This is a genomic window from Mesorhizobium sp. LSJC285A00, from assembly GCF_000503155.1.
GTDB lineage: Bacteria > Pseudomonadota > Alphaproteobacteria > Rhizobiales > Rhizobiaceae > Mesorhizobium.
Map to the genome: position 1 here is coordinate 114,189 of NZ_AYVK01000013.1, position 26,748 is coordinate 140,936.

The 26,748-nt window shown below is 63.4% G+C and carries 28 protein-coding genes; 16 read left to right on the forward strand and 12 right to left on the reverse strand.

Annotation, left to right across the window (positions count from 1 at the left end; all coding sequences use genetic code 11):
- Nucleotides 1-96: 96 nt before the first annotated feature.
- From X726_RS155460 to X726_RS155445, 4 genes are all read right to left on the reverse strand, one after another.
- Nucleotides 97-1,197, reverse strand: a complete 1,101-nt coding sequence (locus tag X726_RS155460; RefSeq protein WP_023686606.1) for an ABC transporter ATP-binding protein — start codon at nucleotides 1,195-1,197, stop codon at nucleotides 97-99.
- A 5-nt stretch (nucleotides 1,198-1,202) separates the two neighbouring features.
- Nucleotides 1,203-2,138, reverse strand: coding sequence for a carbohydrate ABC transporter permease (locus X726_RS155455; RefSeq protein ID WP_023669802.1), 936 nt, complete (start codon nucleotides 2,136-2,138; stop codon nucleotides 1,203-1,205).
- Nucleotides 2,131-3,024 carry a sugar ABC transporter permease gene (locus X726_RS155450; RefSeq protein ID WP_023669803.1) on the reverse strand — a complete coding sequence of 298 codons (894 nt, stop codon included), beginning with the start codon at nucleotides 3,022-3,024 and terminating at the stop codon, nucleotides 2,131-2,133. The genes X726_RS155455 and X726_RS155450 overlap by 8 nt, the downstream gene beginning before the upstream one ends.
- 81 nt (nucleotides 3,025-3,105) lie before the next feature.
- On the reverse strand, nucleotides 3,106-4,344 hold the full coding sequence (locus X726_RS155445; protein ID WP_023669804.1) for an ABC transporter substrate-binding protein: 1,239 nt from the start codon (nucleotides 4,342-4,344) through the stop codon (nucleotides 3,106-3,108).
- A gap of 392 nt (nucleotides 4,345-4,736) precedes the next feature.
- On the opposite strand from X726_RS155445, the gene X726_RS155440 reads away from it, so the two are divergent.
- Nucleotides 4,737-5,780 (forward strand): LacI family transcriptional regulator, encoded by a 1,044-nt coding sequence (locus tag X726_RS155440; protein ID WP_023692000.1) that lies wholly within the window; start codon nucleotides 4,737-4,739, stop codon nucleotides 5,778-5,780.
- Nucleotides 5,781-5,814: 34 nt separating this feature from the next.
- On the opposite strand, the gene gndA is transcribed toward X726_RS155440, so the two are convergent.
- Nucleotides 5,815-7,242 carry an NADP-dependent phosphogluconate dehydrogenase gene (gene gndA / locus X726_RS155435; protein ID WP_031214895.1) on the reverse strand — a complete coding sequence of 476 codons (1,428 nt, stop codon included), beginning with the start codon at nucleotides 7,240-7,242 and terminating at the stop codon, nucleotides 5,815-5,817.
- A 206-nt stretch (nucleotides 7,243-7,448) separates the two neighbouring features.
- Between gndA and X726_RS155430 the strand changes: the two genes are divergently transcribed.
- Nucleotides 7,449-7,886 carry a VOC family protein gene (locus X726_RS155430; RefSeq protein WP_023669807.1) on the forward strand — a complete coding sequence of 146 codons (438 nt, stop codon included), beginning with the start codon at nucleotides 7,449-7,451 and terminating at the stop codon, nucleotides 7,884-7,886.
- Nucleotides 7,887-7,911: 25 nt separating this feature from the next.
- On the opposite strand, the gene X726_RS155425 is transcribed toward X726_RS155430, so the two are convergent.
- The 5 genes from X726_RS155425 to X726_RS155405 all read right to left on the reverse strand — a co-directional run bounded on the left by X726_RS155425 (nucleotide 7,912) and on the right by X726_RS155405 (nucleotide 12,167).
- Nucleotides 7,912-9,537 (reverse strand): copper resistance CopC/CopD family protein, encoded by a 1,626-nt coding sequence (locus tag X726_RS155425; RefSeq protein ID WP_050588533.1) that lies wholly within the window; start codon nucleotides 9,535-9,537, stop codon nucleotides 7,912-7,914.
- A gap of 53 nt (nucleotides 9,538-9,590) precedes the next feature.
- Nucleotides 9,591-10,109, reverse strand: coding sequence for a YcnI family protein (locus tag X726_RS155420; RefSeq protein ID WP_023669809.1), 519 nt, complete (start codon nucleotides 10,107-10,109; stop codon nucleotides 9,591-9,593).
- A gap of 39 nt (nucleotides 10,110-10,148) precedes the next feature.
- Nucleotides 10,149-10,688 (reverse strand): copper chaperone PCu(A)C, encoded by a 540-nt coding sequence (locus tag X726_RS155415; protein ID WP_023669810.1) that lies wholly within the window; start codon nucleotides 10,686-10,688, stop codon nucleotides 10,149-10,151.
- 104 nt (nucleotides 10,689-10,792) lie between these two features.
- Complete coding sequence (locus tag X726_RS155410; protein WP_023669811.1) at nucleotides 10,793-11,149, reverse strand: DUF2946 family protein; 357 nt, start codon at nucleotides 11,147-11,149, stop codon at nucleotides 10,793-10,795.
- Nucleotides 11,150-11,267: 118 nt separating this feature from the next.
- Nucleotides 11,268-12,167, reverse strand: coding sequence for a GntR family transcriptional regulator (locus tag X726_RS155405; protein WP_023669812.1), 900 nt, complete (start codon nucleotides 12,165-12,167; stop codon nucleotides 11,268-11,270).
- A gap of 259 nt (nucleotides 12,168-12,426) precedes the next feature.
- On the opposite strand from X726_RS155405, the gene X726_RS155400 reads away from it, so the two are divergent.
- The 7 genes from X726_RS155400 (at nucleotide 12,427) to X726_RS155370 (ending at nucleotide 20,046) form a co-directional block, all read left to right on the forward strand.
- Complete coding sequence (locus X726_RS155400; RefSeq protein ID WP_023669813.1) at nucleotides 12,427-13,932, forward strand: altronate dehydratase family protein; 1,506 nt, start codon at nucleotides 12,427-12,429, stop codon at nucleotides 13,930-13,932.
- A gap of 53 nt (nucleotides 13,933-13,985) precedes the next feature.
- On the forward strand, nucleotides 13,986-14,987 hold the full coding sequence (locus X726_RS155395) for an aldo/keto reductase (RefSeq protein ID WP_023669814.1): 1,002 nt from the start codon (nucleotides 13,986-13,988) through the stop codon (nucleotides 14,985-14,987).
- A 73-nt stretch (nucleotides 14,988-15,060) separates the two neighbouring features.
- Entirely contained in the window at nucleotides 15,061-15,276 is a 216-nt protein-coding gene (locus X726_RS155390) for a hypothetical protein (RefSeq protein WP_023669815.1), read from the forward strand.
- Nucleotides 15,277-15,288: 12 nt separating this feature from the next.
- Nucleotides 15,289-16,281, forward strand: a complete 993-nt coding sequence (locus X726_RS155385; protein WP_023669816.1) for an ABC transporter substrate-binding protein — start codon at nucleotides 15,289-15,291, stop codon at nucleotides 16,279-16,281.
- Between the two features lie 147 nt (nucleotides 16,282-16,428).
- On the forward strand, nucleotides 16,429-17,952 hold the full coding sequence (locus tag X726_RS155380) for a sugar ABC transporter ATP-binding protein (RefSeq protein ID WP_023669817.1): 1,524 nt from the start codon (nucleotides 16,429-16,431) through the stop codon (nucleotides 17,950-17,952).
- Between the two features lie 35 nt (nucleotides 17,953-17,987).
- Nucleotides 17,988-18,953, forward strand: a complete 966-nt coding sequence (locus tag X726_RS155375) for an ABC transporter permease (RefSeq protein ID WP_023669818.1) — start codon at nucleotides 17,988-17,990, stop codon at nucleotides 18,951-18,953.
- 73 nt (nucleotides 18,954-19,026) lie between these two features.
- The gene (locus X726_RS155370; protein ID WP_023669819.1) at nucleotides 19,027-20,046 is read left to right on the forward strand and encodes a zinc-binding alcohol dehydrogenase family protein; all 1,020 of its coding nucleotides are present in this window, start codon (nucleotides 19,027-19,029) and stop codon (nucleotides 20,044-20,046) included.
- A 99-nt stretch (nucleotides 20,047-20,145) separates the two neighbouring features.
- On the opposite strand, the gene phnF is transcribed toward X726_RS155370, so the two are convergent.
- Nucleotides 20,146-20,895, reverse strand: a complete 750-nt coding sequence (phnF, locus tag X726_RS155365) for a phosphonate metabolism transcriptional regulator PhnF (protein WP_023744068.1) — start codon at nucleotides 20,893-20,895, stop codon at nucleotides 20,146-20,148.
- Between the two features lie 116 nt (nucleotides 20,896-21,011).
- On the opposite strand from phnF, the gene phnG reads away from it, so the two are divergent.
- The 3 genes from phnG to X726_RS155350 are packed head-to-tail and all read left to right on the forward strand — an operon-like array spanning nucleotide 21,012 to nucleotide 23,197.
- Nucleotides 21,012-21,473, forward strand: coding sequence for a phosphonate C-P lyase system protein PhnG (gene phnG, locus X726_RS155360; RefSeq protein WP_023669821.1), 462 nt, complete (start codon nucleotides 21,012-21,014; stop codon nucleotides 21,471-21,473).
- The gene (gene phnH / locus X726_RS155355) at nucleotides 21,473-22,084 is read left to right on the forward strand and encodes a phosphonate C-P lyase system protein PhnH (protein ID WP_023669822.1); all 612 of its coding nucleotides are present in this window, start codon (nucleotides 21,473-21,475) and stop codon (nucleotides 22,082-22,084) included. The genes phnG and phnH overlap by 1 nt, the downstream gene beginning before the upstream one ends.
- Nucleotides 22,085-23,197, forward strand: a complete 1,113-nt coding sequence (locus tag X726_RS155350; protein ID WP_023669823.1) for a carbon-phosphorus lyase complex subunit PhnI — start codon at nucleotides 22,085-22,087, stop codon at nucleotides 23,195-23,197. It begins immediately after the preceding gene.
- Between the two features lie 2 nt (nucleotides 23,198-23,199).
- On the opposite strand, the gene X726_RS155345 is transcribed toward X726_RS155350, so the two are convergent.
- Nucleotides 23,200-23,403 carry a hypothetical protein gene (locus tag X726_RS155345; protein WP_023669824.1) on the reverse strand — a complete coding sequence of 68 codons (204 nt, stop codon included), beginning with the start codon at nucleotides 23,401-23,403 and terminating at the stop codon, nucleotides 23,200-23,202.
- 65 nt (nucleotides 23,404-23,468) lie between these two features.
- Between X726_RS155345 and X726_RS155340 the strand changes: the two genes are divergently transcribed.
- From X726_RS155340 to X726_RS155325, 4 genes are all read left to right on the forward strand, one after another.
- A complete protein-coding gene (locus tag X726_RS155340; protein WP_023726432.1) occupies nucleotides 23,469-24,368 on the forward strand; it encodes an alpha-D-ribose 1-methylphosphonate 5-phosphate C-P-lyase PhnJ in 900 nt (299 codons plus the stop codon).
- Nucleotides 24,365-25,141, forward strand: coding sequence for a phosphonate C-P lyase system protein PhnK (gene phnK, locus X726_RS155335; RefSeq protein WP_023669826.1), 777 nt, complete (start codon nucleotides 24,365-24,367; stop codon nucleotides 25,139-25,141). The genes X726_RS155340 and phnK overlap by 4 nt, the downstream gene beginning before the upstream one ends.
- 208 nt (nucleotides 25,142-25,349) lie before the next feature.
- Nucleotides 25,350-26,057: a phosphonate C-P lyase system protein PhnL gene (phnL, locus tag X726_RS155330; protein WP_023669827.1), complete on the forward strand. Its 708-nt coding sequence runs from the start codon at nucleotides 25,350-25,352 to the stop codon at nucleotides 26,055-26,057.
- Complete coding sequence (locus tag X726_RS155325) at nucleotides 26,054-26,671, forward strand: DapH/DapD/GlmU-related protein (RefSeq protein WP_023669828.1); 618 nt, start codon at nucleotides 26,054-26,056, stop codon at nucleotides 26,669-26,671. The genes phnL and X726_RS155325 overlap by 4 nt, the downstream gene beginning before the upstream one ends.
- Nucleotides 26,672-26,748: the final 77 nt, after the last annotated feature.

A 26,748-nucleotide genomic window follows, 5' to 3' on the forward strand; every position in this document is an offset into this window, starting at 1 on the left:
CTCTGTCCGTTTCTTGGGTGGTTAAGGCTTGGGGATGTTTTCGGGGGATCGTTTCGGTCGTTCTTGGGAGGATGGTTTGCGGATGATTCTTGAGGGTCACAGGCGATTGCCGGTCGCAGCGTCGAACAGCGAGGCGCGCGCCGGATCGAAACCGAACTGGATCGGATCGCCGCTGCGCAGCGTCCGTTCCGCTTCGACGCGGAAGGAGAAGTTGCGGCCGGCAAGCTTGGTCCACACCAGCGTGTCGGAACCCATCGGCTCAACGATCTCGACCGAACCGCCGGCGGAAAACGGCATCGACTTTGCAGCGTCACCGAAAGCGATGTGTTCAGGCCGGATGCCCAGCACGCAAGCGCCGGCCGGGCGCTCCGTGCCGTCAAAGGTATAGCGGTCGAGCGGCACCGAAACACCGTCGGTCCTGAACGCCGGAGCAGCACCGGCTTCCAGCTCCCCTTCGAGGAAATTCATCGCCGGCGAGCCGAGGAAGCCCGCGACAAAACGGTTGACCGGCCGGTTGTAGATCGTCTGCGGCGCGTCGAGCTGCTGGATGACGCCGCCGCGCATGACCGCGATACGATCGGCCAGTGTCATCGCCTCGATCTGGTCGTGGGTGACGTAGATCATGGTGTTCTGCAGCTTGCGATGCAGGAGCTTGATTTCGACGCGCAGTTCCGAGCGCAGCTTGGCGTCGAGATTGGATAGTGGCTCGTCGAACAGGAAGACGTCGACGTCGCGCACCAGCGCCCGCCCGATCGCCACGCGCTGGCGTTGGCCGCCGGACAAGGCCGCGGGCTTGCGCTGCAAAAGCGGCTCGATCTGCAGGATCTCGGCGGCGCGGGCGATGCGCTTGGCGATCTCGTCCCTGGGCACGCCGGCAACGCGCAGGCCGAACGACAGGTTCTTCTCCACCGTCATTTGCGGATAAAGCGCATAGGACTGGAACACCATGCCGATGCCGCGATCCTTGGGCTCTTCCCAGGTGACGTTCTTGCCCTTGATGAAGATGCGGCCTTCGGAAATATCGAGCAGCCCGGCGATGCAGTTGAGCAAGGTCGACTTGCCGCAGCCCGAGGGACCGAGCAGCACGATGAACTCGCCCTCTGCGACCTCGAGATTGAGGGTCTGCAGCACCGATACAGAGCCGAAATTCAGGGACAGATCCTGGATCGAAACGCTGGTGCCGTTGGCTGCCGTCATCGCCATCACCCTTTCACCGCACCGGCGGCGATGCCGCGCACGAAAAGCTTGCCGGAAATGAAGTAGACGATGAGTGGCACAAGGCCGGTCAGGATGGTGGCGGCCATGTTGACGTTGTACTCCTTCACGCCTTGCACCGAATTGACGATGTTGTTGAGCTGCACCGTCATCGGATAGGTGTCGGGGCGGGTGTAGACGACGCCGAACAGGAAGTCGTTCCAGATGCCGGTCACCTGCAGGATGATGGCGACGACGAAGATCGGCAGCGACATCGGCGCCATGATCCGCAGGAAGATGCCCCAGAAGCCGGCGCCGTCGACCCGTGCCGCCCTGAACAGCTCTTCCGGCATCGAGGCAAAATAGTTGCGGAACAAAAGCGTGAGGATCGGCATGCCGAAGATGGAATGGACGATCACCAGGCCGCTGAGGCTGCCGTAGAGGCCGATCTCGCGCAGGATGATGACGATCGGATAGATCATCACCTGATAGGGGATGAAGGCGCCGACGATCAGGATGACGAAGAATGTGTCGGCGCCCTTGAAGCGCCAGTTGGCGAGCGCATAGCCGTTCACCGAGGCGATCGCGATCGACAGCAGCACTGACGGCACCGTGATGCGCACCGAATTCCAGAAGCCGCGCGAAAGCCCGTCGCAATTGAGGCCGGTGCAGGCCGTCGCCCACGCCTTCACCCACGGTTCGAACGTGATTTCGAGCGGCGGCGAGAAGATATTGCCCATCCGTATCTCGGGCATGCCCTTGAGCGACGTGACCACCATCACATAGAGCGGCAGCAGATAGTAGACTGCCACCACGATCAGCGTGCCATAGAGGAAGATGTTGCGGCGCGAGAAGACATGCCGCGGCTTCGGCCCGCGCGGCCCCGAGGCTTCGCGCTCGGCGGCACCCGCGCTGGCGGGCAAAGGGACGGCCGGGTCAGCCACGCTTCCTGCCTCCGAATTCAAGGTAGGCCCACGGCACGACGACGATCACCACCGAGAGCAGCATCATGGTCGAGGCGGCGAAGCCCTGGCCAAGATTCTGTGCGAAGAACATGTAGTCATAGACATATTTGGCAGGCACTTCGGAGGCGATTCCGGGGCCGCCACTGGTCTGGGCGACAACGAGGTCGTAGACCTTGACGATCCCCGACGCGATGATGACCAGCGTGGTGATGAAAACCGGCCGCATCATCGGGATGACGATGAACAGATAGGTCTTCCACATCGGGATCCCGTCTACCCGCGCCGCCTTCCAGATGTCCTCGTCGATGCCGCGCAGGCCGGCCAGCATCAAGCACATGATGAGCCCGGTGCCTTGCCACAGCGCCGCAATCGAAATGCCGTAGATGACGATGCTGGAATTGTAGAGCGGGTCGAAGTTGAAGCTCGTCCAGCCGAGGTCCCGCACCACATGCTGGATGCCGAAATCCGGATTGAGCAGCCACTGCCAGACCAGGCCGGTGACGATGAAGGAAAGCGCGAACGGATAGAGGAAGATGGTGCGGAACGTGTCCTCGAAACGGATCTTCTGGTCGAGAAGCGCTGCAAGCAGGAAGCCGATGACCAGTGAGAACACCAGCGAGATCGCGCCGTAGATCAAAAGGTTCTCGATCGATATCAACCAGCGCGGCGTCGCCCACAGCCGGTAATACTGATCGAGCCCGGCGAAATTCAGCCGTGGCAGCAGCTTCGAATTGGTGAAGGAATAGAACACCGTCCAGACGGTGCCGCCGACGAAAACCACCGACGCGGTGAGGATCATCGGGATCGAGGCGACCTTCGCATTGAGGTTGCGGAACAGCGGGTTGGGGCGTTCGCTCTTGCTCATCTCGTCAGCCGGCTGGGTAAGGGCGGTGCGATCCCGGCCCTGCTTTCGCAAGACCGGGAGCGAGGTGTATTGCCTCCAACGTCAGTCTGCCGAAGCGATGAGGTCGGCGAAGCGCTTCTGCGCGTCTTCGATGGTCAGGTCCGGCTTGGCGAAGAATTCGGCGAAGAGATCTTCCTTCTGCTTCTGGGTGTCCTGCGAAAGCAGTTGGTCAGTCCACGGGATGACGGCGCCCTTGGCGAGGATCGCCAGACCCTTCTTCATGCAGTTGTTCGCCGCATTGAGATCGACGTCACCGCGCACCGGCAGCGAACCCTTCTTGAGATTGAAGGCGACCTGAGTCTTGGGATCGAGCAGCGTCTCTGCCAACACCTCCTGCGCCTTGGACTTGTCGGCATCCTTGAGCAGCGGGAAATAGAAGGCGTCGCCGCCGGTGGCGATAACTTCGTTCAGACCGAGGCCCGGCAGGCAGGCATAGTCCTTGCCGGCGACCTTGCCGGCAACCTGGAACTCGCCTTGCGCCCAGTCACCCATGATCTGGCCGCCGGCCTTGCCGGTGATGACGAGATTGGTCGCTTGGTTCCAGTCCTGCACATTGGTGTTCTTCGCCATCTTGCGGGCATCGTCGGCGGCCTTGAAGACCTTGGCGATCTCGGGCCCGGCGGCGAACTTGGCGTCCTTGTCCTTATAGACCTTGAGGAATGCATCGGTGCCGCCGACCGCCGCCAGCAGCACATCGAAGGCGCCGGAAGATTGCCAGGCCTGTCCGCCGACAGCGAGCGGGATGATGCCCGCCTTTTCCAGGGCGGGCGCTGCCGCCACGAATTCGTTCCAGTCCTTCGGCAGCGGCACGCCGGCCTTCTCGAAGGCTTCGTTCGACAGCCACAACCACTGCCAGGAGTGGATATTGACCGGCACGCAGTAGATCTTGCCGTCTATGGTGCAACTGTCGAGCAGGCTCTTCGGCCGCACGATTTCCGTCCACTTGCCCTTGGTGGCGACATCGGTGAGGTCGCGCATCAGGCCGGCCTGCACCAGTTCTTCGGCCTGCCGGCCGTGATTGAACTGGGTGGCGCCCATCGGATCGCCGCCGGTGATGCGGCTGATCATGATCGGCCGTGCCGTGCCGCCGGATCCGGCAATGGCGCCGTCGACCCAGTGATTGCCGGTCGCGTCGAAGGCCTTGGCGAATTCCGCAACCGCCGCCGCCTCGCCGCCCGACGTCCACCAATGGGTGACTTCCAGGTCGGTGGCGGCCGCCGGGCCGGCAAGCTGAAGCGCGGCCGTCGCGGCAAGGGCAGCGGTCAAAAGTCTATAGCGCATTTCGGTTCCTCCCAGAATCTGAAACGTTACAGATTTTCGATACGGCAATTATGCGGAGCGTGCAACCCCTGAGATAAACGCGCTCGAATGTTTTTTCGAGGCGCGAACAAATTCGTTGCGTGCAAACCGGCAAACTCCGCGCAAAACCGGGTGCTGCGCTGCAAAATCATGCTGCAGCGCAAGAAAACCGTCTCGAACCTGATTCTCGCGCAACGTTTCTGGCCGCCAAAACCCTGCCAAAACCATGGCTTGAGAGACCCACGCGCTGCGATGTTGGAAATCTGTAACGTTTCAGTATATTGAGGCCTGACGGCGAAGAACCGTGCCACATCGTCATCGAAGCGATTGTCGGCTGGTCCGGCGGCTGCTATGCGCCTGACGGGGCGGGACGAATGGACAGGGACCAGACGGAGAAGGACGACGAGGCGTCGGCGCATGAGCGGCCGACGCTGAAAACGCTTGCCTTCATGACGGGGCTCGGCGTCACCACCGTCTCGCGCGCACTCAAGGATGCACCCGAGATCGGCGCCGAGACCAGGCGGCGGGTTCAACTCGTCGCCAGGCAGATCGGCTACCGGCCGAACCGCGCCGGCGTGCGCCTGCGGACTGGCAAGACCAATGTTATCAGCCTCGTGCTCAATACCGAGCGCGAGATCATGAGCTTTGTCTCGGACATCATCTACGGCGTCTCGGAGGTCATTGCCGACACGCCCTATCACCTGATCGTCACGCCCTACTCGCGCTCGCAGGATCCGCTGGACCCGGTAAAGTATCTGGTCGAGTCCGGCTCGGCCGATGGCGTCATCATCTCACGCACGCAGCCCAACGATCCGCGCGCCCGCTACATGCTGGAGCGTGGCATACCCTTTGCCACGCATGGCCGCACCGATATGGGGCTTGTCCACCCCTATCACGACTTCGACAATTACGCCTTCGCCGCCGAAGCGGTGCGCCATCTGGCCGGCGTCGGCCGGCGCCGGCTGGCGCTGGTAGCGCCGCCGGTCGGGCTCACCTATTACGACCACACGGTCAATGGCTTTGCCGACGCACTGAGCGAGGTCGATGCCAGCGAAGTGCCGTTCAACGCTGTTTCAATCGACCAGTCGATCGATCAGATCAGGACGCGGACCGCGCAGTTGATGCGCCGCGACGTCAGGCCGGACGGTTTCGTCAGCAGCGCCGCCGCAGCGACGCTGGCAATCGTCGCCGGCATCGAGGATGCCGGCCTGAAACTCGGCCGCGACGTCGATGTCGTGTCCAAGCAATCGTCGGAACTGCTGCATCTGTTCCGCCGGGAGTTGCTGATCGTCAACGAAGACTTCCGCCTCGCCGGCACCGAGCTTGCCCGCGCCGTGCTGGGCTGGATAGGCGGCGCGGCACCTGGCTCTTTGCAGACAGTGGTCAAGCCAGGCGACGTCGTCGCGTATCAGGGCTGACTGGCACGACCTGAGAGGTCCGCCTCACCTGACCCTATCCGGCCGCTCCACTTCCCCATGGTCCATGGAAAGCGCCCTGCTCGCCGATGCGCTCGAAGCCATGCGCGCCGAAGAAATCGCGCTGCGCCTGGATCAGGTTCGAGGTGCCGCGGCCCTGGCGGTAGCTGTCGAAATAGGCAAGTGCCGACGCCAGTGCAGGCACCGGCGAGCCTGCTTCCGATGCCTTGGCAACGGTGCGCCTAAGCGACGGATGCGCCTCCTGCATCATGGTGGTGAAAGCCGGCGCCATCAAAAGGTTGGTGGACGCGCCGCCCGAGCCGAAGGCTTCCGCCATGGTGTCGAGCATCTGCGAGCGGATGATACAGCCGGCACGCCAGATCTTGGCGATGGTCGGCATCGGCAGGTTCCAATTGAACTCCTTCGAGGCGGCGCTCATCACCGCGAAACCTTGTGCATAGGCGGCGATCTTGCCGGCGAGCAGCGCCAGCTCCAGGTCTTTCAGAAGTGCCGCCTTGTCGCCGGAGATCTTGGTGACGCCGATATTGCCATAGGCTTTTTCGGCCGCCTGCCGCTCATCCTTGATCGAGGACAGCACGCGGGCCGCCACCGCCGCCTCGATGGCCGTCGCCGGAATGCCGAGCTGCTGCGCCTCGATGACAGACCATTTGCCGGTGCCCTTCTGGCCGGCACGGTCGAGGATGATGTCGACCACCGGCTTGCCGGTCTTTGCATCGTCGGCGGCCAGCACCTTGGCCGTGATCTCGATCAGATACGAATCGAGCCGGCCCTTGTTCCAGGTTTCAAAGACGGTGCCGATCTCCTTCGGCCCCATGCCGAGGCCGTCGCGCAGGATGCCGTAGATCTCGGCGATCATCTGCATGTCGGCATATTCTATGCCGTTGTGGATGGTTTTGACGAAATGCCCGGCGCCGTCGGTCCCTAGCCACGCAGCGCACGGTTCGTCCTTGAACTTGGCCGAGATCGCGGTCAGCACGCGTTCGACGCGCTTCCAGGAGTCTTCGGTGCCGCCGACCATAATCGACGGCCCATGGCGCGCACCTTCCTCGCCACCGGATACCCCCATGCCGATGAAGGTAAGGCCCGAACCGGACAGTTCCGAAAAGCGTCGCATCGTATCGCGGAAATTGGCGTTGCCGGCATCGATGACGATGTCGTTGGCCGACAGCACGCCGCGCAGCGCTTCGATCTGCTCGTCGACCGGCTTGCCGGCCAGCACCATGATGATGACCGGGCGCGGCGGCTTGATCGCGGCTGCCAGTTCTTCCAGGCTGTAGCAGGGCACCACCATGTCCCTGAGCGAACCGGCGCCTTCGAGGAAGGCATCGGTGCGCGCCCTGGTGCGGTTGAAGACGGCGATGCGGTGCCCGTGCTCGGCAATGTTGAGCGCGAGGTTGGAGCCCATTGTGCCAAGGCCGATCAGGCCGATTTCGGCTTTTTCCATCGTTTCTTCCCTGCTTTCGGATTTTGTTGAGGCCGCGTTTTCCGGGATGCCCATTTTTCGGCGAGATGATTGACGGGCCTTTCGCGCCACGTCAACCGCCTCGCCGAATTGCGTTGCGTCGGCGTTGTGTCAGACCGAGTCAGGAAGGGTCCGTTGGTGACCAGGCGCCGCCTTGCCGATCGAACATATGACGTTAGGTTGAACTTATGGCAGTCAAACGGATGGACAATGTCGGAATCGTCGTCGATGACCTCGACGAGACGATTGCTTTCTTTCGCGAGCTCGGCCTCGAACTGGAAGGGCGGGCGACGATCGAAGGCGAGTGGGCCGGACGTGTCACCGGGCTCGGCGATCAGCACGTCGAGATTGCCATGATGCGCTCACCGGATGGCCATAGCCGGCTCGAGCTCTCCCGCTTCCTCACGCCGACTGTCGTCGCCGATCACCGCAACGCCCCGGTCAACGCCCTGGGCTACCTGCGCGTCATGTTTACCGTGGACGACATCGACGACACGCTGGAAAGGCTCCGCAAGCGTGGCGCGCAGCTGGTCGGTGAAGTCGTCCGTTACCAGGAGGTGTATCGGCTCTGCTACATCCGCGGGCCGGAAGGGCATCTCATCGGGTTAGCCCAGGAACTCGGCTGAGCGCCCTTCGCAGGCGGGCTGAATATCACTCGGCGCGGATATCGATCGGCGCTTCGATCTTTACCACTTCGAAATCCGAAACCAGAATATCGAGCCGCGCCGTCCAGCGGCCTGGAATCGGAATGACGAGATTATCGACGCGCCAGGTGCCGTCGCCTGGCTTGGTCGCCGGACGCTTGATCGGCTCGATCCCCGAATCGGGCTTGGACAACACCAGCGTCACTTCCTTGGCGTCGAGCGGGCCGAAATCGCCATCCATGATGACGATGGAGGCGGTGACCTCCCCGGTATGGCCGGGCGTGATGTCGATGTCGGCCATCGCCTTCATAGTGTGGATATGGGTTGACGTCGGTTGTGCCGCGGCGATTGCCAGCGCCCGTGGCGGCGGCGTGAAGCGCCAGCCGGCGGCAACGCCGAAGATCAGGAGCACGATCAGCATTTCGACTGAGATCGAGCGGCTAAGCCGTCGCCGCACTTCCGTCGCTCCGGCCTCGGCCAAGGCGGTGAGCCGCCATCGATTGACCGCGGCCAGCGTGAACAGAAACACCAGCAGCGCCAGCTTGATCAGCAGCAGCCGGCCATAGGCGGTGTTGACCAGTGCCGCCGGTGTCTGCACCTGGATGATGGCGAGCACCACACCGGCGGCGGCAAGCGCTACCACCACGGGCATGATCGCGCGCGAAAACCGCCGCAGGAACGCCCCGGCTTCCACCGATTGGCTGCTCAACGCCAGGCCGAGCGGCAGCAATGCTCCAGCCCAGAAAGCGATGCCGGCGCCATGCAGGAACACCATAGGCCGCGTCAGCCATTGCGGTTCGGCTGCACTGGCATGGCCGCTGGCGGCAAGGGCTGCACCCACACCGGCCAGCCCGGCGAGCGCCAACGGCCTGGCGCCAGCACTCGATCCGACCAACGACAGCAGGCCAAGCCCGAGCGCCGCCAGCGAAATCAGCACCGTCCAGCCGAAGCTGGTGCCAAGCGCCGTCCGCCAGACCACCGGTTGCGCCAGCCGGGCGAGTGGCGCGCCCAGCGCGTCCAGCCCCTGGAACCCGAGCGACAGGGGTGCTGCGACCAGCCCGCACAGGATGGCGGCAATGACGAAGCGCTGGCCTGAGCGCTGGCCTTGCGCCAGCCATGTCAGCGCGAAGGCGCCGCCAATGCCGAGGAAAAGCCCGATGTAGAGAAGAACCTTGCCGGTCCAGATCGCTGACCGCAAATCTATATCGACAGCTTCCCCCACCGCCGGCGCCGCACTTGGCGCGCCAACGGAAAACAGCACCGAGCCGCCGACCGGATGGCCATCGGCGGAAATCACCCGCCAGCTCAAGACATGGGTGCCCGGCCCGAGCTTTTGTGGATTGTCGATCTCAACCGTTTGGTCGCTCAACCGAAACGAGGTCAAAGCGACAGGCGTACCGTCGGGCCGCACCAAGGTCAGCACCAGCGGCGACACAGGCTCGCTGAAGGTCAGCGAAAATTGCGTCGGCGCTCGCTCCAGAACCGCGCCGTCGGCAGGCTCGGCCTTGATCAGCGCCGCATGGGCAAAGGCCTGGTTTGGCGTGGCAAGGACGGCAAGCAGCAGGATCGCGGCCAGCAAGCTGAAGCACCTGCCGGCTGTCCGTTCCATCCGCTGGAAACAGGCCACGTTCATGCCATCCACCAAAACAGTGGCGCGCCGCTTCGAAGCAGCGCGCCGCCAATGCATCATTTCTTGGGCAGCAGGTTGAGGCCGGGCGCCGGATCTTCCAGCGCATCCTCATCCTGACCAGCCGCCGGAATCTCTATCCAACGCGTGGTGGCGCCATCGCATTCCTGCACCACCGGAAAATAGAGTTTTTGCCCGGCCGGCAGATCGGCGGCCAACGTGCCGCGGAAGACGAACTCGTCATAAAATTCATCCGGCAGGCTGCCGCCGCTCCAGTCGACTTCCTTGACGCCCGAGGTCACCGCCTCGCCATAGAGCTGGTAGGATTTCTCGTACTTGCCTTTCTTGACCTGCAGCGTCCAGCCCGGCTTCGGCATCGGCTTCACTCCGATCACCCCTTCCGGGATCTGCACGCGCACGGCAATCGTCGCCTTGCCGTCGCAGCCATGCGGCACCCGCAGCACGGCCTTGTAGGTCGAACCGACCGGCGCTTCCTGGGTTTCGAGCGTGATATGGCCGAAGGCAGCGCTTGTCCCCAGGACAAGGAATGCAGCGGCCGGCAAAAGATACTTGTTCATGATGGTCCCTCTCGAAAAATCGGTTGGCAAATTGATTGGTCAGTCGTTGTCTTCGAGGGGTGGCGCGCTGCCTATGGCTTGCACGGCAAACTCGACGGTCACGGTTCCGGTCTTCTCGAAAGTCAGCGTGGCGGCAAACATCTGGCCTTCTTTAGGCGGCTGCTTCAAATCCATGAACATCACGTGGTAGGCGCCAGGACCCAGCGTGATCTTGCCGCCCGCCGGAATGTCCAGGCCGCCACTGACCGGGCGCATGGTCATGACGCCATCCTTCACCCCCATTTCATGCAGTTCGGCCTTGCCCGAAATGTCGGAGGAAATCGACAGCAGCCGGTCTGGTGCGCTGCCCTTGTTGACGATGGTGAAATAGCCGCCGGCAACCTTGGCGCCGGCTGGCGTGGCACGGGACCAGGGATGCTCGATCTCGATGTCACCGGCCTTGAACTCATGCGCAAGGACGGAATGGGCGCCGACGAACAACAGTGCAAAGGCGAACAGGGCGCTGCCGAGACGCTCCTCGATAGTGCTGAATAAACGGGTGCTGCGGTGCAACGCGCCGGCACGAAGAAAACGGAACATGGGTAGGCTCCATGAATATAAGGTCGCGCCGTTGTCGGGCTGCGAACGTGTTTGTCATTGGATGATTATCGCCTGCGCAGGTTACGCAAAGCGAGCGGCGGTTTTCAGCCCGCAAGCGGCGGCGCGCGCGGATTGGCCGGAGAGCGCTCGCGCGTGACGTCGGGATACCTGACTGCCGGCGGGGCAAAAGCGACTGTTTCCAAGGACTGGCTGACCGGCGCCAGGCCGACGCCTGCCGGCGGCGCATAGGCGACGGAGGCCATGCTGCAGCCGAGCATGCAGCACGCCGGCATATGCTGCTGGTGCGGATCGCCGCCGGGAAGCTTGACCGCTCCCTCATGGCTGCAGATGACATTGCCGAAAGCGTCGAGGCGCGAGGCATCCGGCGCAATGCCGAAGGCAAACACGCCGAGCGTCGACTGGAGCAGCAGCACACAGGTCGCGACAAACGCGGCCATCATGCTCCATCTCTTACGCCCGAAGTTCAAGGATCCGCCTCTTCACGCAGCAACGGCGGATACCTAGCATGCGTCACGCGGCCGGAAAATCGCCAAATCATCGCTGCGGCAACGCGGCGCGTTAAGAAGCAATCCGACCGATTTCCGGGATCGACGTCAACAGCGTGTGGCGTGCCGACTTCAGATGCTTGCGGCAGGCGGCGTCGACCTTGCCGAGATCGCGCGATTTGAGCGCCGCGATGTAGGCGAGATGCTCGCTTACCGCGACTTCGTTGCGCTCGCGCTCCTGCGCCTTGTTCCACTGGTAGTGGTAGTGAAAGATCATGGCGATGACGTCGTAGAAATCGACGATGAAGCGATTGTGCGACGCCCGGTGGATCAGCCGGTGGAAGCGCTCGTCGAGCTCCGAGAATTCGTTGAAGCGGGTGGCGATCTCGCTTGCCAGAAGCCGGTGCTCGTCTTCCAGCCGGTCGAGATCCGCCCAGACCGGACTATCCCCAGGCAAGGCGGCAAAGGCCGCCGCCGAGCGTATCTCGAACATCTCGCGAATTTCGGTGAGTTCGAGCGCAAAGGCTCGCGTAAACCCCTTCAGCACCCAGTGGCTGTTGCGCCGCTTCTCGATCAGGCCGAAGCGGGAGAAGCGGATAAGGAACTCGCGCACGCTGGTGGTGCCGACGCCTATCTCGCGCGCCAGTTCGAGCTCGTTGATCTGCATGCCGGCCTCGGCGCCGCCGGCCAGCAACCGGCGCATAAACGACCGCTCGATGATCTGGGCCAGTGTGTCTGTCTCCTCCTCAGGGAAGAAATCATCCGCCTTCGGCGCCCTGAGCACTGTCTTGCTGCGTTTGTTCCACGCGATCAGCCCGGTCTCTTCCATGCGCGCCAGAATGGTGCGCACGGTCGTGCGGCTGACGCCGAGCAAAGTGCCCAGTTCCGGCTCCGACGGCAGGCTCTGGGTCTCATCGAGCAGCCGCAGACCCCTGTTGTAAGCGTCCTTGTAGACGTTGTTGCTCTTCGACATCCCTGCCCCGTTGCGCGCCGGCGCTTGCTGTGGCTGGCTTGAAGCGCGATATCACATATGTCTTGGCGCTGACCCGGCAAAGCAAAACGCTCTGCGTGTCAGACGCCGCTCCCCACAACCCAAGCATCCATAGGACGCATGGTCTCCTCCTGAAAAAACAATTGACGCACAAATGTTTTTTCACGATAAAAGACATTATATGTAAACAGACGCGTGTCAATCCGCGCATCCCCAGGAACAGAGACCCAGGAAACTGCCCGTGAACGCCTCGAACAGCATTCTTCTGTCCCCCGCCGACAATGTCGCGGTCGCCAATGGCCGCATCGAGATCGGCACCCCTCTGCCCGGCGGCGCCCTCGCCACGGCCTTGATCGAGCCCGGCCACAAGGTGGCGATCAAGCCTATCGCCGCCGGCGAGGCGGTGGTCAAGTATGCCCAGGCCATCGGCCGCGCCACCCAGGACATCGCGCCCGGCGACCACGTCCATTCGCACAATCTGGTTTTTGAATCCGGCCGCCTGCCGGTGGTGCCGCCGAGCGAAGCGGAGCATGCCACCGAAGCCGACCGCGCCCGGACATTCATGGGCTATCGTCGCGCCGATGGCCGTGCCGGCACCCGCAACTTCATCGGGATCATCGCCAGCGTCAATTGCTCGGCCACCGTCTGCCACGCCATCGCCGACGAGGCCAACCGCGTGCTGTTGCCGAAATATCCGGGGATCGACGGCTTCGTCCCGATCGTCCATGGCCAGGGCTGCGGCATGAGCGGCACCGGCGACGGCATGATGGTGCTACACCGCACGCTCGCCGGTTACACCCGCCATCCGAATTTCGGCGGCGCGTTGATGGTCGGCCTCGGCTGCGAGGTCAACCAGCTCACCCTTTACGGCCAGAAGGGTGCGGCGGCGGGAAAACGCCATTTCAACATCCAGGACGCCGGCGGTTCGCGCAAATCGGTCGCAAAGGCGATGGGCGTGCTCGCCGAAATCGCCGAGGAAGTCGGCCAGTATCAGCGCGAGCCGATCCCGGTCTCGGAGATCGTCGTCGGCCTGCAATGCGGCGGTTCCGACGGCATGTCGGGCATCACCGCCAATCCCGCGCTGGGAGCGGCGGTCGACATCCTGGCCGGCGTCGGCGGCATCGGCATCCTGTCGGAGACGACGGAGATCTATGGCGCCGAACATCTGCTCGCCTATCGCGCGGCAACGCCGGAGATCGCCAAGAAGCTCGACGGTTTCGTCAAATGGTGGGAGGACCATGTCGCCAAGCACGGCGCCTCGATCGACAACAACCCCTCGCCCGGCAACAAGCGCGGTGGCCTGACCACCATCCTGGAAAAGTCGCTGGGCGCCGTGGCCAAAGGCGGCCAGACTCCGCTCAACGGCGTCTTCGGTTATGCCGAAAAGGTCACCGGCAGTGGCCTGGTGTTCATGGACACGCCCGGTTACGACCCGGTCTCGGCGACCGGTCAGGTGGCGGGCGGCGCCAACATCATCGTCTTCACCACCGGCCGCGGCTCCTGCTTCGGCTGCCGGCCCACGCCGTCGATCAAGGTCGCCACCAACTCGACCATGTACCACCAGATGGAAGAGGACATGGACGTCAATTGCGGCGTCATCGCTTCGGGTGAGAAGACCATCGCCGGCATGGGCCGGGAACTCTTCGAACTCATCGTCGAGACGGCATCGGGCCGCAAGACCAAGAGCGAGGCGTTCGGCTACGGCGACAACGAGTTCGTGCCGTGGCACCTCGGCGCGACGCTCTAACCACCGACGAAAAAAAACGGGCTGCAACGACGGCTCACAAGGGGAGGCTTTGGATGGACAAACGCCGCATCGGCACGACTGCGCTCGAGGTAACCGAGATAAGCTTCGGCGGGGCGGCGATCGGCGGGCTCTACCGGGCCTGTCCGCGCGAAGCGGCGATGGAGACGCTGCAGACAGCCTGGGATGCCGGCCTGCGCTATTTCGACACCGCGCCCTTCTATGGCTTCGGCCTGTCGGAGCGGCGGACCGGCGACTTCCTGCGCTACAAGCCGCGGGATTCCTATGTGCTGTCGACCAAGGTCGGACGGCTGTTCCGCCCGGTGCCGGAAGACCAGGTTCCCGATCATTCCTATGTCGACCCGCTGCCCTTCGCGCTCGACTACGACTACTCCTATGACGGCATCATGCGCTCGGTCGAGTTCTCCTATGCCCGGCTCGGGCTTAACCGGATAGACATCCTGTTTGTGCACGACATCGGCACCTACACACATGGCGTCGAGAAGACGAAGCTGCACTTTCGCCAGCTGATGGACGGCGGCTTGAAGGCGCTGGAAGAGCTTAAAACGTCCGGTGTGATTTCCGCCTATGGGCTCGGCGTCAACGAGGTGCAGATCTGCCTCGACGTATTGCGCGAAGCACCGCACGACTGCATCCTGCTGGCCAGCCGCTATTCGCTGCTCGACCNCCGCTCTGCTGAAGCCGAGTTGCTGCCGTTATGCCGTGAGCGACAGACTTCCCTGATCATCGGCGGCGTCTTCAACTCCGGCATCCTGGCGACCGGACCGGTGCACGGTGCGCATTTCGACTATCTGCCGGCGACGCAGGACATACTCGAGCGTGTCGGCGCGATGGAGAAAATCGCTGATGAGGGCGGATATCCGCTGGCGGCGGCTGCATTGCAGTTTCCGCTGCAGGACCCTGTCGTGGCCAGCGTGCTGACCGGAACGGCCAAGCCTGCCAACCTGACGCGCAACCTCGACCTGTTCGACGTCCAGGTGCCGCAAGCGGAATTTGCCCGCTACACTCCCTACACCATCGTGCAGGAGCTCGGCTGACGAAACGCCACGATCACGGTTCTCAAGAAGGAATGAATATTCCATATTGACTCGACGGTGGAATTAATATTCCATGATGATCAAGGAGGATCGGGAGCGTCTGGACGTGGCACTGAGGATCGGCAGGGAGGTTTCCCCGCCAAGCCATGCGCAGGCCGATATGAAACACCGCTTGCGTCGGCCGGACCGATGCACTATCAAAAAGCGGCAACTGTTTTTTATTGATAAAGTTCTGTTTGGGCCGCGCCTATCCAAATGGAGCTTCCGCAACCTTCACCGGGCGATCTAGGGAGGATTCCTAATGAAATTCGTGACCAGCATTCTCAACCGCCGCTCACTGATGGCACTAGCTGCCGCCTCGATGCTTGCCGGCACGCTGCACACGGCGCCGGCTTCGGCGGCGGACGTGACCATTCCGATCATCGTCAAGGACACCACGTCCTTCTACTGGCAGATCGTCCTGGCCGGCGCCCGCAAGGCCGGCAAGGATCTCGGCGTCAACGTACCCGAACTCGGCGCCCAGGCTGAAACCGACGTCAACGGCCAGGTCTCGATCCTCGAGAATGCCGTCGCCGGCAACCCGGCCGCGATCGTCATCGCGCCGACCGAATTCAAGGCGCTCGGCAAGCCGATCGATGAAGCGGCCAGCAAGGTCAAGGTCATCGGCATCGACTCCGGCGCCGACTCCAAGGCGTTCACCTCGTTCCTGACCACCGACAATGTGCAGGGCGGACGCGTCGCCGCTGACGGTCTTGCAGCAGCCATCGGCGAAGCCAATGGCGGCAAGATCGAGGGCGACGTCGCCCTGATCACCAACGCGCCGGGCGCCGGTTCGCTGGAGCAGCGCAAGCAGGGCTTCACCGAGCAGCTGGCCGCGAAATATCCGGGGCTGAAGCTCGTCGCCGACAAATATGCCGACGGCCAGGCAACGACCGGTCTCAACATCGCCACCGACCTGATCACCGCCAACCCGAACCTCAAGGGCATCTTCGCGTCCAACCTGATCATGGCGCAGGGCGTCGGTCAGGCAGTCGCCGAGAACAACCTTGGCGGCAAGCTGGCGCTGGTCGGCTTCGACAGCGACGAGAAGCTGATCAAGTTCCTCAATGACGGCGTCATTTCCGCGCTCGTCGTCCAGGATCCGTACCGGATGGGCTATGACGGCATCAAGACCGCGCTCGCCGCCTCGAAGGGCGAGAAGGTCGAGGCCAATGTCGACACAGGCGCCAACCTGGTGACCAAGGCAAACATGAAAGACCCCAAGATCGACGCCCTGCTCAACCCGAAGCTCTGAGCCCGTCGACCAAAAATCCTTTCCGGGGCCTCGCGCCCCGGAAACACCGGATACAAGCTTGAATATCCACCGGCTTGAATCACCTCGACGATGCGGCTTGACTGCATCGCGACGTGCCAATCGTAAGGCCAATCTGGGAGGATTGTCATGACGCCCATGGCGCAGGAACTGCACCCGGCCCCAACGCTAGCGCCCGGCAGGACGATCCTCGAACTGCACGGGCTGGAAAAGCGCTATCCCGGCACGCATGCGCTGAAGCCCGTTCACCTTGCCTTCAAGGCAGGTGAGATCCACGCCATCGTCGGCGAGAACGGCGCCGGCAAATCCACCTTGATCAAGCTTCTGACCGGCGTCATGCCGCGCACCTCCGGCGATGTCATCTGGGAGGGCAAGCCGGCAGCGCTGGCAACCCCGCACGAGGCAATGGCGCTGGGCATCAACGCCGTGCATCAGGAGGTCGTGCTCTGTCGCCATCTCACCGTCGCCGCCAACATGTTCCTCGGCGAGGAGAATTCGCGCTTCGGCATCCTGCAGCAGCGCGACATGGTCAAGGAAGCGCAGAAGATCATCGACGGTCTCGGCTTCGACCTGCCGGCGCATGTCATGCTGGGTGACCTCACCATCGGCCAGCAGCAGCTGATCGCAGCCGCCCGCGCCACCGTGCGCGGCACCAAATTCCTGATCTTCGACGAGCCGACCGCCTATCTCACCCGCAAGGAAGCCGACCAGCTGTTCACGCTGATCCGCAGGCTCAAGGGCGAAGGCGTCACCATCATCTACATCAGCCATCGCATGGAAGAGGTGTTCGAACTCGCCGATCGCGTCTCGGTGCTGCGCGACGGCACGCTGGTCGGCACCCGCAACATTGCCGAGACCAATGACGCCGAGCTGGTCAAGATGATGATCAACCGCTCGATCGAGCAAGTCTACCATAAGGAGCATTTCACCCCCGGTGCCGTGATCGTTGAAGCGAAAAACCTGTCGGGCAAGGGTTTCGAAGACGTCTCGATGACGGTGCGCGCCGGCGAGATCGTCGGGCTCTATGGCCTGATCGGCGCCGGGCGGAGCGAGTTCGTCACCACGCTCTATGGCCGCCACAAGAAGTCGGCCGGACAGGTCCTTTGGCAAGGCAAGCCGGTCCACATCAATTCCGAGCACGACGCGATCAAGCTCGGCATGGCGCTGGCGCCGGAAAGCCGCCGCGACCAGGGCCTGTGCCTGAACCTGCCGGTCGGCCTCAACCTCAACCTGCCGATCTACAAGCGCATCTCCAGCAACATGCTGATCTCCGGTGCGAAGGAAAAGGCCGAGGCCGATCGCCAGATCGCCGGCCTCCGCATCAAAACGCCGACGCGCGGCGCCCTGGCCTCCAGCCTGTCCGGCGGCAACCAGCAGAAGATCGTCATCGGCAAATGGCTGGCGCATGGCGCCAAGCTGTTCATCTTCGACGAGCCGACCGTCGGCGTCGATGTCGGCACCAAGGCCGAGATCTACCGCCTGTTCGGGGAACTGTTGTCCAAGGGCGCCGGCATCATCCTGATCTCGTCCTATCTGCCCGAGGTTTACGAGCTCGCCGATACGCTGCACGTGTTCCGGCGCGGCAAACTGGTCGCCAGCCACGGTTTTCGCGCCGCCAGCCATGAAGACGTGCTGACGCAGGCGATCGGCTGAAAACGCCGTCCAGACAAGAAGAAACGGGAGGAACCATGAGCATCGAAACCGCCGCGATCGAAAAACCGAAACGGAACTACAACGTCCTGTTCGGGCTGACGCTTCTGGCGTTGCTGGTTCTGCTCTGGATCGTGCTGTCGGTGGCGACGCCGAGCTTCGCGTCCTCCAACAACATCGCCAATCTTTTGCGGCAGGGCTCGATGATCGCCATCATGGCGGTCGGCCAGACCTTCGTCATCATCACCGGCGGCATCGACCTCTCGGTCGGCGCCGTGGTCGGCTTCGCCACCGTCATTGTCGCCATGATGATCAATGCCGGCTTCCCGATCTGGGTCGCCATTCTGGTGACGCTGCTGGTCGGCGTTGCCATCGGCCTGTTCCATGGCTTCGGCATCGTCAAGATGGGCCTGCCGCCCTTCATCATCACGCTGGCGACGCTGACCTCGTTGCGCGGCATCGGCCTGTTGATGACCAACGGCAATTCGATCAACATCAACAGCGACAGCTTCACCGCGTTCTCGCGCAGTTCCTTTGTCGGCATCCCCAATCTGTTCTGGATGGTGATCCTGGTCGGTATCCCGGCCTACATCTTCCTGCACCACAGCCGCTGGGGCCGCTATCTCTTCTCTGTGGGATCCAATGCCGAGGCCTCGCGCCTCTCGGGCGTCAATGTCCAGCGCACCATCTACATGGCCTACACGCTGTCGGGCCTATGCGCGGCCTTCGTCGGCGTGCTGCTGGCGGCGCGCATCGGCATCGGCAACCCGACCCAGGCGGAAGGTTGGGAGTTGCAGGCGATCGCCTCATCGGTGATCGGCGGCACCTCGCTGTTCGGCGCCGTCGGCTCGGTGCATGGCCCACTGCTCGGCGCCTTCATCCTGGCCACCATCAACAACGGCGCCAATCTGCTCAACGTCAACTCGTTCTGGCAGCGCATCATCACCGGCGCGCTGATCATAATCATCGTCTATTTCGACGGGCTGCGCCGTCGCGGCAAGTAATTCTCCCTGACCTTCTGCGCCGGCCTGCTTAACAACGGACCGGCGCCTTTTTGAGAAACACTGGAATTGCCGAATGAAAGCTGTTGTCTGCCGCTCGCCCGGCGAGCTTGTCCTGGAAGACCGGCCGGCGCCAGGAGCGCCGCCTGCCGGCTGGGCGCTGGTCGCCGTCAGCCATGTCGGCATCTGCGGCACCGACTACCACATCTTCGAAGGCAAGCACCCGTTCCTTGCCTATCCCCGCATCATGGGCCATGAAGTGTCGGGCACCGTCGTCGAGACCGGCGAAGATGTCGACCTTGCCGTGGGCGAGCCCGTCATCATCAATCCCTATCTCGCTTGCGGAAAATGCATCGCCTGCCGGCACGGCAAGCCGAATTGCTGCGTCAGGATCGAAGTGCTTGGCGTCCATCGCGACGGCGCCATGGCCGAGCAGATCCTGGTGCCGGCGCAGAATCTTTATCCGGCAAACGGCTTGTCGCTGGCCGATGCGGCGGCGGTGGAATTCCTCGCCATCGGCGCGCATGCCGTGCGGCGCGCTCGCGCCGAACCAGGCGCCCGCACGCTGGTCATCGGCGCCGGGCCGATCGGCCTTGGCGCAGCGCTGTTTGCGCGCATCGCCGGGCTCGATGTCAGCCTGCTCGACATGAGCACGGAGCGGCTGGATTTTGCAAAAGGCGAACTCGGCTTCGCCACGCTCGACGCCTCACAAAAAGCGGCAGCCGAACTGGTGCGCGAGGCAACCGGCGGCGAAGGGTTCGACATCGTCTTCGACGCCACCGGCAACACCGCCTCGGTGCAGTCGGCCTTCGCACATGTCGCGCATGGTGGCACGCTCGTGCTGGTCAGTGTCGTCAAGGACGACATCGTCTTTTCCGACCCGGAATTCCACAAGCGGGAAATGACATTGATCGGCAGCCGCAACGCGCTGAAAGTCGATTTCGACCACGTCGCCGCCTCGATCCGCAACGGCGCCGTGCCGCTGGCAAAACTCGTCACCCACCGCACCACGCTGGCCGGCACGCCGGATGATCTCACCCGCTGGGCGCATGAGAAATCGGGGTTGATCAAGGCTGTGATCGAGGTTGGGGCATAACATCGCAGGTGGTCCCGGCCCGAATGACGACGACCCGCGCAGGTTGACTCCCACTCCGTCCTCAAAACGCCAGGCCGCTGAAAAATAGGCGCGACCCCGCTACAGCGCCGACAGTTTCAGCTCGACCCGCTCCGCCGGAAACCGTGTTTCGGCAAACTGGATCGGCTGGCCGTCCGGTGTGACGTTGACGGCGACCGCCACCAGCACGATTGCGCCGGGCTGCAGATCGAGGTCGGCGAGATCGGCGGCATCGGCATGGCGGGCCGACAGCACCGTCGATTGCCTGAGATAATCGTCAATGCCGAAACGCTTGAGCGAGGCGGTAACCGAACCGGTTTCGGCCATCGCAGCATTGATGCCGGCGAAACGCTTCGCCTCGTACCAGGCGGCGGCGCGCGACACCGGCCGTCCATCGGCTTCGCCGCGCGTCTCCAGGCGGATCACCTCAGCCCCTCTTGCCAGACCAAGCCCCTCGGCGACGCGCTGACTGGCCGACTCAACTGTAGAAGCTAGCAGCACGATGTGCCGTTCCGATGTTTGCCCTTGCAGACCGGTCGAAAACCGAGTGCGCGCGCCGATCGGATAGGACAGCCGTTTGCGCGAAAAGACGAAGGTGCCGCGTCCCTGCTCGGCCCGCAGCACGCCGTCCTGCACCAGGGCCGATATGGCGCTGCGCACCGTGTGGCGATTGACGCCGTAGCGTTCGGCCAAGGCCATTTCCGGCGGCAGCGCGGCATTCTCGGCAAAATCGCCGGCGGCGATCGAATGCAGGATCAGGTCCGCAATCTGCCGCCACAGCGCGACACCGCTACGGCGTTCGATGCTGCTCGCGCCCTTTTGAGCCACCATTTCGTCCACGCTCCCGCCATGTCATCCACCCGTCATGGACACAAGTTAGATAATAGGTATAATTTGTATAATTGTCTATATCACTAGACAAATTATATACATTCAGGGAGTTGTCCATGCGAGGACAGGAAGCCCGCGACCAGGCCGAGCGCAAAGCCGTCATGACGACGTTGGCGCAGGCCAGTGGCGATGACATCGCCCGGCTGTGGAATGAGGCCGGCCTGATCTCGGAAGCAGAGCTTTTGCGCGGCCCGGAAACCGGTCTGGTCACCGTGCGTGGCCGCATCGGCGGCGGCGGCGCGCCCTTCAATGTCGGTGAAGTGACCGTCACCCGCGCCACCGTCCGGCTCTCTTCCGGACAGGTCGGCCACAGCTACATGCTCGGGCGCGACAGGCAGAAGGCGAAGCTTGCGGCAATCGCCGATGCACTTTGGCAGGATCCCGCCCATCGGCAGACGGTCGAGAGTGCGCTGGTCGCACCGCTGCGCGCCGCCCAAAGCGAGGCGCGCGAAAAGCGCCGCTCCGAGACGGCGGCAACGAAAGTGGATTTCTTCACCATGGTGCGCGGAGAAGACTGATGGACATCGCAGCCCAATGGATCGACGGCGGCTTCGCCGATCCGGTGTTCAACGCCCAGGCGGTCTTCCGCGCGGTCATGGATGCCATGGCGCGGCCGGGCAGCGAGCGGCCTCTGCCTGCCTTCGCCCGCCCCCCTTCGCCGCTGTCCGCAACCGCCGGCGCCATTGCACTTTCGCTCTGCGACAACGACACACCGCTCTGGCTCGATCCTGCTTTGCAGGCATCGGCAGCGATCAAATCCTGGCTCGGCTTCCACGCCGGCGCGCCACTCGCCAACACACCTGCCGATGCGCATTTCGCGTTGGTCGCCACGCCGGCCGAGATGGCCGCCCTCGACGGTCTTTCGCAAGGCACGCAGGATTATCCCGACCGTTCGACGACACTGATCCTGCAGGTCAGCGATCTCACCTCCGGCGCGCCGCTATTGCTCGAAGGCCCAGGCATCGAAAAGACGGCGACCATCGCGCCGGCGCAGATGCCGCGCCATTTCGTCGAACAGTGGAAGCAGAACAGCCAGCGCTTTCCGCGCGGCGTCGACATCATCCTGGCGGCGCCCGACGGTATCGCCTGCCTGCCGCGCACGACGCGCATCAAGACGATGGAGGCATAAATGTATGTCGCGGTAAAAGGCGGCGAAGTCGCAATCGCCAATGCCCACAGTCTGCTTGCGGACCGCCGTCGCGGCGACCGTTCGGTGCCGGCGCTGCGCCTCGACCAGATCGTCGAACAGCTGGCGCTCGGCGTCGACCGGGTGATGAGCGAAGGATCGCTCTACGACCGGGAACTGGCGGCGCTCGCCATAGTCCAGGCGCGCGGCGACATGATCGAGGCGATCTTCCTGGTGCGCGCCTACCGCACCACACTGCCGCGCTTCGGCTACACCAACGCCATCGACACCGGCGCCATGCTGGTCGAGCGGCGCGTGTCGGCGACCTACAAGGATTTGCCCGGCGGCCAGCTGCTTGGGCCTACCTTCGACTACACCCACCGCCTGCTCGACCCGGAACTCGCCGCCGGCGCCGATGTCGCCGAACCGCTGCAGCGCGAGACGGAAACGCAGGCCATGCCGCGCGTTTCGACGATCCTCGCCCGCGAAGGGCTGATTGAGCCGGATGGCGACATGCCGCAGGACCATGTCCCCGGCGACATCACCCGTGAGCCGCTTGAGTTTCCGATGGCGCGCGACATCCGCCTGCAGGCGCTGTCGCGCGGCGATGAAGGGTTTCTGCTGGCGCTCGGCTATTCCACCCAGCGCGGCTATGCCCGCAACCACCCCTTTGTCGGCGAGGTGCGTATCGGCGAGGTCGAGCTGGAACTCGACGTGCCGGAACTGCCCTTCGCCGTGCTGCTCGGCAAGGTCCGCGTCACCGAATGCCAGATGGTCAACCAGTTCAAGGGCTCGGCCAAGGCGCCGCCGCAATTCACCCGCGGCTACGGACTGGTCTTCGGCCAAAGCGAGCGCAAGGCGATGGCCATGGCGCTGTGCGACCGCGCGCTGCGCGCAACGGAACTCGGCGAAGATGTCGTCGCCGCCGCGCAGGACGAGGAGTTCGTCATCTCGCACTCCGACAATGTTCAGGCGACCGGCTTCGTGGAGCATTTGAAGCTGCCGCACTATGTCGACTTCCAGGCCGAGCTCGATTTGGTGCGCCGCATGCGCGCCGAATACGAAGCTCGAGAGAACCCTGCAAAGGTGGAAGAGAAGCGGGAGGCGGCCGAATGAGCCTAATCGCCCCCGCCATTGCCGCCATCCCCGTTGCCGCCGTCATGGGAATGGCTGCTATGCCCGCCGACGTAGCTGCCGTTTCCGCCTGTGACATGCGCGCCATCTCTGGAAGCAGGCAGAAACAAGCGCCGAGGTACAAAACCGACCACGCAGACAAACGCCAGAAGCAGAATTGCAATCTGGATCCAACCGGTCTGAGTCATTCGACTTCGCCTTTATTTCCGTTTTCTGGGCGTCAATGCAATAGCAGGGAGTGGATTTGATCGCCATGACCGACATCGCCACCTACAACTTCGCCTATCTCGACGAGCAGACCAAAAGGATGATCCGCCGGGCGATCCTCAAGGGCATCGCCATCCCTGGCTATCAGGTTCCCTTCGCTTCGCGCGAAATGCCGATGCCCTATGGCTGGGGCACTGGCGGCGTGCAGGTCACCGCCTCGATTATCGGGCCGGACGATGTGCTGAAAGTCATCGACCAGGGCGCCGACGACACCACCAATGCCGTCTCGATCCGCGCCTTCTTCAAGAAGGTAGCCAACGTCGCGGTGACGACCGATACCGCCAGCGCCACCATCATCCAGACCCGCCATCGCGTCCCGGAACACCCGCTGAGCGCCGGCCAAGTTCTAGTCTACCAAGTGCCGATACCCGAGCCGTTGCGCTTCCTCGAGCCGCGCGAAACCGAAACGCGCAAAATGCATGCGCTCGAGGAATACGGCCTGATGCATGTGAAGCTCTACGAGGACATTGCCAAACACGGCCGCATCGCCACCACCTATGCCTATCCGGTCAAGGTCGAGGGCCGCTATGTCATGGACCCCTCGCCGACGCCGAAATTCGACAACCCCAAAATGCACCGTTCGCCGGCCCTGCAACTGTTCGGAGCCGGGCGCGAAAAGCGCATCTATGCCGTGCCGCCCTTCACCGATGTCGTCAGCCTCGACTTCGAGGATCATCCCTTCGAGGTCCAGACCTTCGACCTGCCCTGTGCGCTGTGCGCGGCGGAAAATGTCTATCTCGACGAGGTCATCCTCGACGACCATGGCGACCACATGTTCGTCTGCTCCGACACCGACCATTGCGAGAAGCGGCGCGCCGAAGGACATCGCGGCCACCTTGCGGCTGAAAGCCATGTTACCGCAGGAAAGATGAGGCCAGCAGAATGACCGGCGACCCACTGCTGCGCGTCTCCGAACTGTCCAAATTCTACGGCTCGCGCGTCGGCTGCGAGAATGTCACCTTCGACCTGTGGCCGGGTGAGGTTCTGGCCGTCGTCGGCGAATCCGGCTCCGGCAAGACGACGCTGCTCAACTGCCTGTCGACGCGGCTGCTACCATCTTCTGGCACCGCCAGCTACCGCATGCGCGACGGCCAGTTCCGCGAACTCTACCGTATGAGCGAGGCCGAGTGCCGCTTCCTGATGCGCACCGACTGGGGCTTTGTTCATCAGAACCCCGCCGACGGCTTGCGCATGACGGTGTCTGCCGGCGCCAATGTCGGCGAGCGGCTAATGGCGGTCGGTGACCGCCATTACGGCAAGATCCGCGCCACTGCCGTCGACTGGCTGTCGCGCGTCGAGATCGACGAGGACCGCATCGACGACGAGCCGCGCGCCTTTTCCGGCGGCATGCGCCAGCGCCTGCAAATCGCCCGCAACCTCGTCACCGGACCGAGGCTGGTGTTCATGGACGAGCCGACCGGCGGCCTCGACGTCTCGGTGCAGGCGCGCCTGCTCGATTTGCTGCGCGGGTTGGTCACCGATCTCGGCCTGGCGGCCATCGTCGTCACCCACGATCTCGCCGTCGCCCGGCTTCTGTCGCAGCGTATGATGGTGATGAAAGACGGCCGTGTCGTCGAAAGCGGCCTGACGGATCGCGTGCTCGACGATCCCCGCGCGCCTTACACGCAATTGCTTGTTTCCTCGATTCTACAGGTGTGAAGATGGCGCCAAGGCACCCCCCTCTGGCCTGCCGGCCATCTCCCCCTCAAGGGGGGAGATCAGCAGCTTTTATGTCCCGCCCCTTCTACGATGCAGAAGAATGGCGAAGTCGAACGCGACAGCCAATCTCCCCCCTTGAGGGGGAGATGCCTGGCAAGGCAGAGGGGGGTGTTGGCCCGCGGACGAACAACGATTGGAGAACCTTCTGATGCCGACGCCCCTCGTTGTTTCCGGCGTCGCCAAAAGCTTCACCATGCATCTGCGCGACGGCATCAGATTGCCGGTTGTCGCCGGCGTCTCATTCTCGATCCGGGCCGGTGAATGCGCCGTGCTCGGCGGGCCTTCCGGCGCCGGCAAAAGCTCGATCCTGAAAATGCTCTATGGCAATTATGCCGTCGATGAAGGCCAGATCATCGTTCAGCATGAGGGCGGCCTGATCGATCTCGCCATCGCCAGCCCGCGCACGGTGCTTTCCGTGCGCCGCCAGACGATCGGCTATGTCAGCCAGTTCCTGCGCACCGTGCCGCGCGTCTCCGCGCTCGACGTGGTCGCCGAGCCGCTGGTCGAACGCGGCGAGGACCGCGAGAGCGCGCGGAAAAAAGCACGCACCTTGCTGGGGCAGCTCAATTTGCCGGAAAAGCTCTGGGCGCTGCCGCCGGCGACTTTCTCGGGCGGTGAGCAGCAGCGCGTCAATATCGCGCGCGGCTTCATCACCGAGCATCCGGTCTTGCTGCTCGACGAGCCGACAGCTTCGCTCGATTCGAAAAACCGCGACGTTGTGGTTGCGTTGATCGCCGCCAAGAAGGCCGGCGGTGTCGCCTTGCTCGGCATCTTCCATGACCCGGATGTGCGTGACGCCGTCGCCGATCGCATCATCGACGTGACCTCTTTCGCCGCCGGAAAAATCGCTGCATGAGCAGGAAACTATCGGAAGCGCCGTTGGTCCACGCCACGGCGCAGGTCGAGAACTCGACATTGGGGCGCTGGACAGAGATCGCCGACCGCAGCCGCGTGTCCGAAAGCATCCTCGGCGACTATTCCTACATCATGCAGGACTGCGTCGTCTGGTGCGCGACCATCGGCAAGTTCTCCAACATAGCCGCCGCCGTGCGCATCAACGCCACAAACCACCCGACCTGGCGGCCGACGCTGCATCACTTCACCTATCGCGCCTCCGACTATTGGGACGACGCCGAGCACGAAACAGAATTCTTCGCCCAGCGCCGCGCCAAACGCGTCTCCATCGGCCACGACACCTGGCTCGGCCACGGCTCGACCATCCTGCCCGGCGTCACCGTCGGCGATGGTGCTGCCGTAGGCGCCGGCGCTGTGGTGTCGAAGGATGTCGCGCCCTACACCATCGTTGGCGGGGTGCCAGCCAAGCCGATCCGCGAGCGTTTCGATCGCCGCACGGCCGAACGCTACCAGGCGCTCGCCTGGTGGGACTGGGACCACGCCAGGCTGCGCGCCGCGCTCGACGATTTTCGCGTACTCGAGGCAGACGCGTTCCTCGAGAAATACGGCGCCTGATCGGGTGCGATCACCCCCACTTGCCGCACGGCTGTGGAGCGTAACAAAACTGACATCGTGATGACATGGCAGGTTCA